The sequence below is a fragment of the Methylorubrum extorquens genome (assembly GCF_024169925.1).
GTDB classification, from domain to species: domain Bacteria; phylum Pseudomonadota; class Alphaproteobacteria; order Rhizobiales; family Beijerinckiaceae; genus Methylobacterium; species Methylobacterium extorquens_A.
Genome location: NZ_JALJXF010000001.1, coordinates 570,928 through 583,085 on the forward strand (window position 1 = coordinate 570,928; position 12,158 = coordinate 583,085).

General features: G+C 69.7%; 12 protein-coding genes. 9 read left to right on the forward strand and 3 right to left on the reverse strand.

Annotated features, from left to right (window positions below):
• Window positions 1-31 precede the first annotated feature (31 nt).
• Complete coding sequence (grpE, locus tag J2W78_RS02815) at window positions 32-640, reverse strand: nucleotide exchange factor GrpE (RefSeq protein WP_253367840.1); 609 nt, start codon at window positions 638-640, stop codon at window positions 32-34.
• A 91-nt stretch (window positions 641-731) separates the two neighbouring features.
• Window positions 732-3,518: a [protein-PII] uridylyltransferase gene (locus J2W78_RS02820; RefSeq protein WP_253367857.1), complete on the reverse strand. Its 2,787-nt coding sequence runs from the start codon at window positions 3,516-3,518 to the stop codon at window positions 732-734.
• A 159-nt stretch (window positions 3,519-3,677) separates the two neighbouring features.
• On the opposite strand from J2W78_RS02820, the gene J2W78_RS02825 reads away from it, so the two are divergent.
• The 7 genes from J2W78_RS02825 to J2W78_RS02855 all read left to right on the forward strand — a co-directional run bounded on the left by J2W78_RS02825 (window position 3,678) and on the right by J2W78_RS02855 (window position 9,711).
• Window positions 3,678-4,652 carry an aliphatic sulfonate ABC transporter substrate-binding protein gene (locus J2W78_RS02825; RefSeq protein WP_253367866.1) on the forward strand — a complete coding sequence of 325 codons (975 nt, stop codon included), beginning with the start codon at window positions 3,678-3,680 and terminating at the stop codon, window positions 4,650-4,652.
• Window positions 4,653-4,660: 8 nt separating this feature from the next.
• Window positions 4,661-5,293, forward strand: a complete 633-nt coding sequence (locus J2W78_RS02830; protein WP_253367875.1) for a LysE family translocator — start codon at window positions 4,661-4,663, stop codon at window positions 5,291-5,293.
• Between the two features lie 60 nt (window positions 5,294-5,353).
• Window positions 5,354-6,193 carry an ABC transporter permease gene (locus tag J2W78_RS02835; RefSeq protein WP_253367877.1) on the forward strand — a complete coding sequence of 280 codons (840 nt, stop codon included), beginning with the start codon at window positions 5,354-5,356 and terminating at the stop codon, window positions 6,191-6,193.
• A gap of 7 nt (window positions 6,194-6,200) precedes the next feature.
• Window positions 6,201-6,980 carry an ABC transporter ATP-binding protein gene (locus tag J2W78_RS02840; RefSeq protein WP_253367879.1) on the forward strand — a complete coding sequence of 260 codons (780 nt, stop codon included), beginning with the start codon at window positions 6,201-6,203 and terminating at the stop codon, window positions 6,978-6,980.
• Between the two features lie 75 nt (window positions 6,981-7,055).
• Window positions 7,056-7,565 carry an OsmC family protein gene (locus J2W78_RS02845; RefSeq protein WP_253367880.1) on the forward strand — a complete coding sequence of 170 codons (510 nt, stop codon included), beginning with the start codon at window positions 7,056-7,058 and terminating at the stop codon, window positions 7,563-7,565.
• A gap of 26 nt (window positions 7,566-7,591) precedes the next feature.
• Entirely contained in the window at window positions 7,592-8,290 is a 699-nt protein-coding gene (locus J2W78_RS02850; RefSeq protein ID WP_253367882.1) for a response regulator transcription factor, read from the forward strand.
• Complete coding sequence (locus J2W78_RS02855; protein WP_253367884.1) at window positions 8,287-9,711, forward strand: sensor histidine kinase; 1,425 nt, start codon at window positions 8,287-8,289, stop codon at window positions 9,709-9,711. Before J2W78_RS02850 ends, J2W78_RS02855 begins: the two co-directional genes overlap by 4 nt.
• A gap of 7 nt (window positions 9,712-9,718) precedes the next feature.
• Here J2W78_RS02855 and J2W78_RS02860 read toward each other — a convergent pair whose 3' ends face one another.
• Window positions 9,719-9,934: a hypothetical protein gene (locus J2W78_RS02860; protein WP_253367886.1), complete on the reverse strand. Its 216-nt coding sequence runs from the start codon at window positions 9,932-9,934 to the stop codon at window positions 9,719-9,721.
• Between the two features lie 413 nt (window positions 9,935-10,347).
• Between J2W78_RS02860 and J2W78_RS02865 the strand changes: the two genes are divergently transcribed.
• Window positions 10,348-10,671, forward strand: coding sequence for a hypothetical protein (locus tag J2W78_RS02865; RefSeq protein ID WP_253367888.1), 324 nt, complete (start codon window positions 10,348-10,350; stop codon window positions 10,669-10,671).
• A complete protein-coding gene (locus J2W78_RS02870) occupies window positions 10,668-12,140 on the forward strand; it encodes a methyl-accepting chemotaxis protein (RefSeq protein ID WP_253367890.1) in 1,473 nt (490 codons plus the stop codon). The genes J2W78_RS02865 and J2W78_RS02870 overlap by 4 nt, the downstream gene beginning before the upstream one ends.
• The last annotated feature ends 18 nt before the right edge of the window (window positions 12,141-12,158 follow it).

Genomic DNA, 12,158 nt, shown 5'->3' on the forward strand with positions numbered 1-12,158 from the left:
CGGCCTTTTTTCTTCGACTGAAGGAAAAGCGTTACGCCGCGTCGGCGGGCTTGTCCTTGTTGGCCTCGGGCTTCGGGCCGCCCTTCGAGACGCCGACCAGGGCCGGGCGCAGGGTGCGGTCGCCGATGACGTAGCCGGTCTGCACCACCTGGACGACGGTGCCGTTGGGAACCTCGGTGTTGGGCACCTCGAACATCGCCTGATGGCGGTTCGGGTCGAAGCGCTGTCCCTTGGGATCGACCACCTTCACGCCGTGGCGCTCCAGCGTCTTGCCGAGATCCCGCTCGGTGAGGTCGATGCCCTCGATCAGACCCTTGAAGGGGCCCTCGGCACCCGCACGCGCCTCCTCCGGAACGCTTTCGAGCGCGCGGCGGATGTTGTCGGCGGTGTTGAGCATGTCGCGGGCAAAGTTCGTCACCGCGTAGGTGCGGGCATCCGCCACCTCGCGCTCGGTGCGGCGGCGCAGGTTCTCCATCTCGGCCAGCGTGCGCAGCAGGCGATCCTTGAACTCGTCGCGCTCGGCGATCGCAGTGGCGAGCCCCTCCGAATCCGCGCCCGCCTGCGCGGCACCGGATTGCGGCGAAGCCTCCGCCTCCGCGCCGTCGTGCCGCTCCTGCTTCTCCATGTCGTCAGCCATCATCGTGCGATCGATCAGGTCTCGAAGTGTTCCGGGAAGGGGCTGATATCATTCGGGCAAACCCCGAAATCAAGCGCACCGCGCGGCGGACGGGTCAGAGTTCCCGCGGCGGCGGTGAATCGACGAGGGCGTCGAGCCCTTCCGCGCGGAGCGCGGCGACGTCGCTGGCGAACACCTCCATCACCGCGGCGCGGATCATCGCGAGGCGGTCGGGCTGCACCACGCGGGTGCCGGTGAGGTCGGTCACGTAGAACACGTCCACCGCCCGCTCGCCGAACGTCGCCACATGGGCCGAGGTGATGTTGAGGCTCAGGCGGTTGAGCCCGGTGGTCAGCTCGTAGAGCAGGCCCGGCCGGTCGAGGCCGGTGATCTCCACCACCGTCTCGCGGCTCGACAGGGCGTTGTCGATCGACACGTCCGGCGGCACGAGGAAGGTCTTGGGCGGCTGTTTCGGGTGCTTGTCGGCGACGAGTTCGGCGATCTTGATCTCGCCCTTCAGCGCTCGCTCGATCGCCGTGGCGATGCGGCCGGCGCGGCGCAGCTCGTCCTCGTCCCGTTCGAAGGCGCGGGAGATGAAGATCGAATCGAGGGCGAAGCCGTCGGTGGTCGTGAAGATCTGCGCATCGACGATATTGCCGCCCATGGTGGCGCAGGCGCCGGTGATGATGGCGAGCAGCCGCGGATGGTCGGGGGAATAGACCGTCAGTTCGGTCACGCCGCGCACCGGGTCGGTCTCGTAGGTCGTGGCGCTGGTGCGGCCCTCCTCCATGACCGTGCGCAGGAAGCGGGCGTTCTTGAAGTGGCGCGTGGAGTCCACCTTGAGCCAGTAGGCCTGGTTGTGGCGCCCGGCGTAGGCGTCGAACACCTCCGAGTTCCAGTCCGAGAGCTGCTCGCGCAGGGCCATCTGGATCAGTCGCACCCGGTCGGTGCGGGCGATCTCCGAATGGCCGCCGGACAGGACGACCTCGGTCTCGTCGTAGAGGGTGCGCAGCAGCGTGCCCTTCCAGGCCGTCCACACGCCGGGGCCGACCGCCTTGATGTCGGCGACGGTGAGGATGGCCAGCAGCTTGAGCCGCTCCAGGCTCTGCACCTCGCTTGCGAACTTCTCGATCGTCCTGCGGTCGGAGAGGTCGCGGCTCTGCGCCGTCATCGACATGAGCAGGTGGTGCTCGACCAGCCACGAGACCGTCGCGGTCTCCGCCTGGCTCAGGCCGAAGCGCGGCCCGAGCTTGCGGGCGATGGCGGCGCCGGCAATCGAGTGGTCCTCCGGCCGCCCCTTGGCGATGTCGTGGAGCAGGATCGCGACGTAGAGGGCGCGGCGGTTGTGGATCGTATCGATGAGGCGTGTGGCCAGCGGATGCTCGTCGCGCACCCGGCCGGAATCGATCGCCGCGAGCACGCCGAGCGAGCGCAGCAGATGCTCGTCCACCGTATAGTGGTGATACATGTTGAACTGCATCATCGCGACGATGCGCCCGAATTCCGGGATGAACCGGCCGAGCACGCCCGCCTCGTTCATCGAACGCAGTATCGTCTCCGGAGCGTTCTTCGAGGTGAGGATGTCGAGGAAGAGCCGATTGGCTTCCGCGTCGATGCGCACCGCGTGGGTGATGAGCTTGAGCGAGCGGTTGGCCAGGCGCGCCGCGTCCGGATGGATCGGGAGGTTGTGGCGGTCGGCGAGCCAGAACAGACGGATCAGGTTGACCGGATCGCGCTCGAACGTGTCCTCGCCGCGGATATTGACCCGGCCGTTGTCGATCCAGAAATCCTCCGCCTCGATCGAGGTGGCTCGGAAGCGGTCGCGGAAGCGGCCGATCCAGCGGTCGAGCACCGGCGTGCGCTTGGCGTGACGCGCCTCCAGCTCGGCGCAGACGATGGCGGTGAGGTCGCCGACATCCTTGGCGATGAGGAAGTACGCCTTCATGAAGCGCTCGACGCCCGAGAGGCCGCCGCGGGAGCCGAAGCCGAGCCGCTCGGCGATCTTGGGCTGCAGCCCGAACGAGAGGCGCTCCTCCGGCCGCCCGGTCACGAAGTGGATGTGGCAGCGCACCCGCCACAGGAACTCCTCGCAGCGCTCGAACAGGCGGTATTCGTCCGGCGTGAACAGCCCGGCATGGACCAGCTCGGCCTGGTTACGCACGCGGTAGGTGTATTTCGCGATCCAGAAGAGCGTGTTGAGGTCGCGCAGTCCGCCCTTGCCGTCCTTGACGTTGGGCTCGACGAGGTAGCGCGAGGCGCCCGCCTTGGCGACGCGGGCATCGCGCTCGCGGAGTTTGGCGTCCACGAACTCGGAGGCCGAGCCGATCACCAGTTCGGTGTCGAAGCGGGTGACCATCTCCTCGAACAGCGAGCGCGAGCCGAACAGGAAGCGGGATTCGAGCAAGGCGGTGCGGATCGTCATGTCGGCGCGGCCCTCGCGCAGGCACTCCTCCACCGAGCGCGTGGCGTGGCCGACCTTCAGCTTGAGGTCCCACAGCACGTAGAGCATCGCCTCCACGACGCTCTCGGACCACGCGGTCTGCTTGTAGGGCAGCAGGAACAGCAGATCGATGTCCGAGCCCGGCGCCATCGTTCCTCGGCCGTAGCCGCCGGTGGCGACGATCGCGAGGTGCTCGCCGGTGGACGGGTTGTCGTTGGGATAGAGGCGCCAGACCACGGCGTCGTAGATCGCCCGCACCACCGCGTCGGTGAGGCGGCTCAGACGCTGCGCGCAGGCGAGGCCGTCGCGTTCCTTCAACAGGAGCCGCTCGGCCTCCGCGTGCCCGGTCTCGATCACCTTGCGCAACTCCGGCACAAGGAGCCCTCGCAGCTTGGTCGGTTCGCGGGCGTCGCGGTCGAGGGAGGCGACGATCTTTTCCAGGACGGGAACGGGGTCGAACATGGCCGTCCCGTTAGCATGTAAAGCCGGCGGCGGCATCGGTCGGTTGCGTGCAACTCAGCCGTTCTGTTTCGCGGATTTTCGTTTGACGAAACGAACGAGACTGTTCTAGCCCTTACGGAGATCCGGGTGACAAGCCGGGCCGACACGGGAGACAGCCGCATGATCCGACGCCGCACCGTCCTCTCCGCATTCGCCGGATTGTTCGGCCTGTTCGCGACGGGTTCGAACCTGCGGGCGGCCGAGGTCTCCGAGATCCGGCTCGATTGGGCGACCTATAATCCGGTCAGCCTCGTCCTGAAGGAGAAGGGGTTCCTGGAGGAGGCGTTGAAGGCCCGCGGCATCAAGGTGCGCTGGGTCCAGTCGCTCGGCTCCAACAAGGCGCTGGAATTCCTGAACGGCGGCGCCATCGATTTCGGCTCCTCGGCCGGGGCGGCAGCACTCCTGGCGCGTATCAACGGCAACCCGGTCAGGATCGTCTACGCCTATTCCCGGCCGGAATGGACCGCGCTCGTCACCCGCAAGGAGACCGGGATCGCAGGCCCCGCCGACCTCAAGGGCAAGCGCATCGCCGTCACCCGCGGCACCGATCCGCACATCTTCCTGATCCGCGCGCTCCAGGGCGCCGGGCTCACCGAGAAGGATGCCAAGCTCGTCCTGCTCCAGCATGCCGACGGCCGCACGGCGCTCGACCGCGGCGACGTCGATGCCTGGGCCGGGCTCGATCCGATGATGGCCGCCGCCGAGATCGAGAGCGGCGACGTGCTGTTCCACCGCGACGCCGCCGCTAACACCTGGGGCGTGCTCGACGTGCGCGAGGATTTCGCCAAGGCGCATCCAGATCTCGTGCGCGTCGTCATCGCCGCCTACGAGCAGGCCCGCGCCTACGCGCTCGCCAACCCGGACGCCCTGAAGAGCGCGCTCGTCTCGGCGACCAAGCTGCCCGAGGCGGTCATCGCCAAGCAGATCGAGCGCACGGATCTCAGCCAGCCGGCCGTCGGTTCGGCCCAGGCCGAGAGCATTCGTGCCGCCGGACTTGCCTTGCAGCAGGCGGGCGTCATCCCCGCCTCGACCGACGTGGCGGCGGCGGTGGACGGCCTGATCGATCCGCAGTTCAACCCGGCTCCGGCGCGCTGAGCCTGCCGATGCCGGATGCTGCGCACCTCGCCGCCTTTGCCCTGGTCTGCCTCGGGATGGTGCTGACGCCCGGCCCGAACATGGCCTACCTCGTCTCGCGCACCGTCGTGCAGGGGCGGGCGGCCGGGCTGGTCTCGCTGACGGGCGTCGCGGCGGGCTTCCTCGTCTACCTGCTCTGCGCGGCCTTCGGCATCACCGCCCTCCTCGTAGCGGTGCCCTTCGCCTACGACGCCCTGCGCTTGGCGGGTGCTGTCTATCTCCTTTTCCTCGCATGGCAGGCCGTGCGACCCGGCGGCCGCTCGCCCTTCGACACCCGCCCGCTGCCGCCTGACGGGACGGTGCGGCTCTTCGCCATGGGCTTTCTGACGAACCTGCTGAACCCGAAGATCGCGGTGATGTACCTATCGCTGCTGCCGCAATTCATCGATCCGGCGGCGGGCGGGGTGCTGACGCAGTCCCTCGCCCTCGGCCTCGTCCAGATCGCCGTCAGTCTCACGGTGAACGCGGTGATCGTCCTGTCGGCCGGGTCCGTCGCGGCCTTCCTGAAGGGGCGGCCCGTCTGGCTCCTCGCGCAACGCTGGTTCATGGGAACGGTGTTGGCGGGCCTTGCCCTGCGCGCGGCAACCGATGCACGGCGCTGAACGGCCGATCCGGCAGGGACTTGTCGAGAACACTATGCAAATCCGGCGCGGCCCCCTCGCATGAGCGTCACCACCGTTATCTCCGACGACACCGAAGCGAAGGCGGCGCCCGCGCGTCGCTCCGCCATCCTCGGCGGCAGTGCGCGGCTGGCGCTCGGCCTGCTGCTGCCGCTCGCCCTGGCGCTCGGCTGGGAGGCGGCGGTCGCGGCAGGGTTCGCTTCCGGGCGCTTGCTCCCGCCGCCGAGCCGGATCGCGGCCGCGCTCTGGACGCTCGCGGCGTCGGGCGAACTCTGGACCCATGTCGAGGCGACGCTGATCCGCGTCGGCCTCGGCTTCGCCTTCGGGGCGGGCGCCGGCATCCTCGCGGGCGCGCTCACCGCGACGCTGCCGACCCTGCGCTGGCTGGTCGATCCAAGCCTCCAGGCCCTGCGCGCCGTGCCTTCGCTCGCCTGGGTGCCGCTGTTCATCCTGTGGTTCGGCATTCTCGAGACGCCGAAGGTGGCCCTGATCTCGGTGGGCGTGTTCTTTCCCGTCTATATCGGTGTGGCAGGCGCCATCGCCTCGGTCGATCGCAAGCTGGTGGAGGTCGGCCGCATTTTCCGCCTCTCGCGTGTCGCGCTCGCCCGGCGCATCCTCCTGCCCGCCGTGCTGCCCGCGACGCTAACGGCGCTCCGCACCGGGCTCGGCCTCGGCTTCCTGTTCGTGGTGGCAGCCGAACTGATGGGCGCCTCCGAGGGGCTCGGCTACCTGCTGCTCGACGGCCAGCAATTCAGCAAGCCCGACCAGATCCTAGCCGCGATCATCAGCTTCGCCGTCGTCGGCAAGGCGGCCGATGCCGGGCTCGTCGCCCTGACCAGCCCGCTGGTGCGCTGGCAGGACACGGCGCGCGAGACGCTGTGAGGCCGCCATGCTGAGCATCCAAAGCCTGTCCAAGACCTATGCCGACGGCACCCGCGCGCTCGACGGCATCGACCTCGACGTCCCGAACGCCGAGATCGTCGCGCTGATCGGCGGCTCGGGCTGCGGAAAAACCACGCTCCTGCGCCTCATCGCCGGGCTCGACCGGCCGAGTGCGGGCCGCATCGCGCTGGACGGCGAGCCGATCACCGGCCCCCATCCCGGCGTCGGCCTCGTCTTCCAGGAACCGCGCCTGCTGCCCTGGCTGACGGTCGCCGAGAATGTCGGCTTCGGCATCGAGCATCGGCCGAGGCGCGAGCGGCGGGACCGCGTCGCCCACGCCCTGGAGCGGGTCGGCCTCGCCGAGCAGGCCGGGCGCTGGCCACGCGAATTATCGGGCGGGCAACAGCAGCGCGTCTCGATCGCCCGCGCCTTCGTGGCCAACCCGCGGGTGCTGCTCCTCGACGAGCCGTTCTCGGCGCTCGACGCCTTCACCCGCAAGGATCTCCACCGCCATCTCCTCGCCCTGTGGGAGGAGGTGCGGCCGACGGTGCTGATCGTCACCCACGACGTCGCCGAGGCGGTGGCGCTGGCCGACCGCGCCATCGTCATGCGCCCGCGCCCCGGCCGCCTCGACGACACAGTGGCCCTGCCGATGCGCCGGCCGCGCGACCCGGCCGCGCCGCCGAGCGAGGCGGCGACCCGCAACATCCTCGCCGCCCTCGATCATTCCCTGCGCCCACGCGACGCCTCCCGTAAGCCGGAACTCGCCGGGGGCAGCTCGTTCTGAGATGACCCTTGTCGAGGTGTCGTTTGCGCGCGAAAGCCGCTAAATCCTCGCCACCAAGAAAATCGGAGGAAATCCATGGACGCCGACGCCCTGCGCGCTCTCCAGGCCCCGCTCAAGAACAAGTACCGTGAGACGCCGGATTCCGCCGTCATCACCCTCAAGGCGAAGGGTTCGCTGGACGACACCAGCATCGCCTGCAAGGTCGAGACCGGCCGCGCGCTGGCGGTGGCCGGCCTGCACCCCGCCACCGGCGGTTCGGGCGCCGAACTCTGCTCCGGCGACATGCTGCTCGAAGCGCTCGTCGCCTGCGCGGGCGTGACGGTGAAGGCGGTGGCGACCGCGCTGGCAATCCCGCTGAAGGCAGGCACGGTCAGCGCCGAGGGCGATCTCGACTTTCGCGGCACGCTCGGTGTCGACAAGGAGGCGCCGGTGGGCTTTCGCTCGATCCGCTTGAAGTTCGACCTCGACACTGACGCCCCCCAGGAGAAGCTCGACCAGCTCCTCAAGCTGACCGAGCGCTACTGCGTCGTGTTCCAGACCCTCAACCATAAGCCGGAATTGTCGGTGAACGCCTCGCGCTCCTGAGTGGCGCGGCGTATCTGACGGGCGTCATGCGCCTGCTCATCATCGAAGACGACCGCGAGGCCGCCGCCTATCTGGTCAAAGCGTTCCGGGAAGCCGGGCACGCGGTGGACCATGCGGGCGACGGCCTCGACGGCTACGCGCTCGCTCGCGAAGGCGATTACGACGTGCTGATCGTCGATCGCATGCTGCCCAAGCTCGACGGGCTCTCGCTCGTGCGCTCCTTGCGCGAGCAGGCCATCGCCACGCCGGTCCTTATCCTCTCGGCCTTGGGGCAAGTGGACGACCGGGTGAAGGGCCTGCGCGCCGGGGGCGACGACTATCTGCCGAAACCCTATGCCTTCTCCGAGCTTCTGGCCCGCACCGAGGTGTTGGCCCGCCGCCGCACGGCCACGACCGGTCAGAGCGAGGCCACCGCCTACCGGGTCGGCGACCTCGAACTCGACCGGCTCTCGCACCGGGTGACGCGGGCGGGCCGCGAGATCGTGCTGCAGCCGCGCGAGTTCCGGCTGCTCGAGTACCTCATGCGCCATGCCGGGCAGGTCGTGACCCGGACGATGCTGCTGGAGCATGTCTGGGACTACCATTTCGATCCGCAGACCAACGTCATCGACGTCCACGTCTCGCGCCTGCGCGCGAAGATCGATCGCGGGTTCGAGCACCCGATGATCCAGACGGTGCGCGGGGCCGGCTACGTGATCCGGCCGGACGAGCCGCAAGCCTCGTGAGCCCTTCTGCATCGCCGCCGGACGGTCTCATCGCGCGGATCGGAAAGATCTTCCGCACGACGGCGTTCAAGCTGTCGCTCGCCTATCTCGTTCTGTTCGCGGTGCTGGCCTCGCTCGGGCTCGGCTACGTCGCCTGGAACGCGCGGCGGGTCCTCGACGACCAGATCGTCTCGACCATCGATGCCGAGATCAACGGGCTGTCCGAGCAATACACGGCGGGGGGGCTGCGCCGGCTCATCGCCGTGGTGGAGCGGCGCGCGGGGGAGCCGGGCGCCTCGCTCTACCTCGTGACCACGCCCGCGGGCGAGCACATCGTCGGCAATGTGAGCCGCCTGCCGGCCGATATCCTCGCACGGCCCGGCCAGTACGAGAGCTATTACGGGCGCGGCTCCGAGGCGGACTCGAGCGGGCACAGCGCGATCATGCGAGTGTTCAACCTCGCCGGCGGCTTCCGGCTCGTGGTCGGCCGCGACACCGAGGAGCGCGACCGCCTGCGCGCGGCGATCGGCAACACCTTCGGCTCCTCGCTGGCTCTCGTCGTGCTGCTCGGCGTGCTCGGCGGCTGGTTCGTGGCGAGCCGCGTGCTGAAGCGCGTGGACGACATGACCGAGACGACCCGCACCATCATGGCGGGCGATCTCGACGGCCGCCTGCGGGTCGGCGGCGCCGGGGACGAGCTGGATCGCCTCGCCCAGAATCTCAACCTGATGCTGGAGCGCATCGGCGAGCTGATGCGCGGAATGAAGGAAGTCTCCGACAACATCGCCCACGACCTCAAGACGCCGCTGACCCGCCTGCGCAACCGCGCCGACGAGGCCCTGCGCACCGCCGAGACGCCGGAGGCGCTGCGCGCGGCGATGGAAGGCGTAATCGAGGACAGCGACGGGCTGATCCGTGTGTTCAACGCGCTCCTCACCATCGCCCGCCTAGAGGCCGGCAACGCGCCCGAAAGCGTGAGCCGCTTCGATGCCGGGGCGGTGGCGCAGGAGGTGGCCGAACTCTACGAGCCGCTGGCCGAAGACAGGGGGCTGAGCCTCACCGTCGATATCGAGCCGGACCTGATCCTCGACGGCAACCGTGAACTGGTGGGGCAGGCGATCGCCAACCTCCTCGACAACGCCATCAAGTACGGCGCCCGGTCCGCTCCATCCGATCCGCAGGCGATCACGGTCGCCGCTGGGCGCGCCGACGGCATGATCCGGCTCACCGTCGCGGATCGCGGGCCCGGCATTCCGGAGGCCGAGCGCGATCGGGTGCTCGACCGCTTCGTGCGCCTCGACGCCGCCCGCACTCGCCCCGGCTTCGGCCTGGGCCTCAGCCTCGTCGCCGCCGTCGCCCGGCTGCACGGCGGAAGCCTCGACCTCGCTGACAATGCCCCGGGCCTTGCCGTCACCCTGAGCCTTCCGGCCGGCGCGGCCTGAAGCGAACTCAGTTCAGGAAATTGCGCACGCCGTCCGGGTCGGCGAGCGTCGCCTGCGGACTGTCGGGAAGCGCCAGGACCACCAGCAGAACCGCCAGCGTGATGGTGGCGAGCCCGAGCACCGCACCGAGCCGCTGCGGTTCGAAACGGCGGCTCGCGATCAGGGCGCAGCCGAGCGTGAAGACGGCGGCTTCGGCGAAGGGAACGAGGTTGGTGCTGCTCATCGATTCGCTTTCGTCCTCGGTCGCCGTATCGCCCGCCTGAGGTACCCCGAAAGAATGCCGCTTCGGCCGAGCCGGGATCAACCGAAGAAAGCGCGTTCCGGCTCCCCGGGCCCCTCATGACAGGACGGACGGGCCGCCGAAAAATTCCCTTGAGTGATGGGCCTTCGCCGGGACGCACTTCGACCAGCTGTTCTCATCCACCCGGCCATCATTGGGCGAAGAGTTGTAAATTGGGCAGAGAGTTGCGCCCGGTCGGGCGTGCGCGGCCATCGGCGTAACCCCAACTTAACATTAGTCAGCAATGTTGAGTTGTTGATCGTTCGAAGTCGTACCGTGGCGCCGTGTCGATGGCAGTGGAAGGCATCCGGACTCAGCCGTCCACACCGGGCTCAGCTCGAAGCTGGCTGCCGCCCGTGGCCCTCTTGCTGGCGAGCCTGATCGGCTCCGCATGGCTCGGAGCGCCGATGGCGGAGCCCGGCCGGCCGGTTGCCGCCCTGTTTCCACCCTGGTGGGAGCCGAGCCGCAGCCTCGGCGCGGCGGTGGCCGCAGGTGGCGCCGTGATGGGCCTCGGTCGCCTACCGGGGCTCGTCGTCACCCGATCCTCGGCGCCGGGCTTCGCCGAGCGCCTGCGGACAGCCGGCGCCCTCGTCCTGTTCGACCCACGAGGCTTCGGCCTCTGTACCCCTCCCGATACGCCGCGATTCCCAGAGCCGGCACCCCGAGATTCAGCGCCATGACAGAATCCCGCCCGCGTGATCTCGACAGTCTGCGCCGCGCCGCGAGCCGCGGCCTCATAGGATTGCTCTGGCTGCACGTGCCGTTCAACGTCGCGGTGGCCGCCGCCCTCGGAAACCCGATCGCGGCCCAGGGGCTGATGACGTTCGGCCTCGCGGCGGCGGCGACCGCCACGTGGCGGTTGAACGGCGACGGGCTCGCCACGCGTCTCACCGTGTCGGTGGCGATGGTCGGCATGGTGGCGCTTCTGCTCGATGCGGCTTCCGGCCATTCCTGGCAGCTCGATCTACACATGTACTTCTTCGCCGCCCTGGCGGTGCTGTCGGCCTATTGCGACTGGCGCGTGCTGCTGACCGCCGCCGGTGCGACGGCCCTGCACCATCTTGGCCTGAACCTCCTCCTGCCGGCGGCGGTCTATCCGGATGGGGCCGATCTCGGCCGGGTGGTGCTCCACGCGGTGATCGTCGTGCTGGAAACGGCCGTCCTCGTCTGGCTCAGCGTGCAACTCGCGTCCCTGTTCTCGGTCTCGGCCCGCTCGCTCGCCGCCGCCGACGCCGCACGTGCCGCCGAGGCGGAAGCCCATCACCGACAGGGCGCGGCCGAAACCGAGGCCCGCGCCGAGCGCTACCGCACGGCCGGCGAACTGGCCGAGCGTTTTGAGAGCAGCGTGAACCGCCTCGTCCGGGAAGCGGCCGAATCCGCCAACCGGGTGCGGCACGCTTCGCAGGATCTCTCGGCCGCGGCGGGCGACGCGGCACGCCGCACGACCGATTTGTCCACCGCCTCGCAGGAGACCGCTGCCGACGTGCAGGGCGTCGCAGCTGCGGCGGGCACGCTCTCGGCCACGGTGCGTGAGATCGGGAGCCACATGACCCGCGCCGCCGAGGTGGCGGGCCGGGCGACGCGGGAGGCGGGGCAGACCGACGAGACCGTGCGCGCGCTGGCCGAGGCGGCCCAGCGCATCAACCAGATCGTGCTTCTCATCGGCACCATCGCCGAGCAGACCAACCTGCTGGCGCTGAACGCCACCATCGAAGCCTCGCGCGCCGGTGCCGCCGGGCGGGGGTTCGGCGTGGTCGCGGGCGAGGTGAAGGCGCTCGCGGCCCGCACCGCCCGCGCGACGCAGGAGATCGAGGCGCAGATCCTCGCGATCCAGGATCAGACGGGTCAGGCGGTGGCGGCGATCGGCCGGATCGGCGGGACGATCGAGGAACTCGGCACCATCACCCGCTCGGTCGCCGAAGCGGTGGAAGGGCAGGGGGCGGCGACCGGCGCCATCGCCGACAACGCCGAGCGGGCGGCCCGGCGGACGGGCGCGGTCTCCGACAACCTCGACGGCCTCGCCCGCTCCGCTGACCTCACCGGCGCCGCCGCCGCAGCCGGCCTCGATGCCTCCGAGCGTCTGGCCGGGGAATGCGACGCGCTCGCCGCGACCGTCCGCGACTTCGTCGGAACGCTCCGCGCAGCCTGAGCCCGAGGGCGTCGCGCC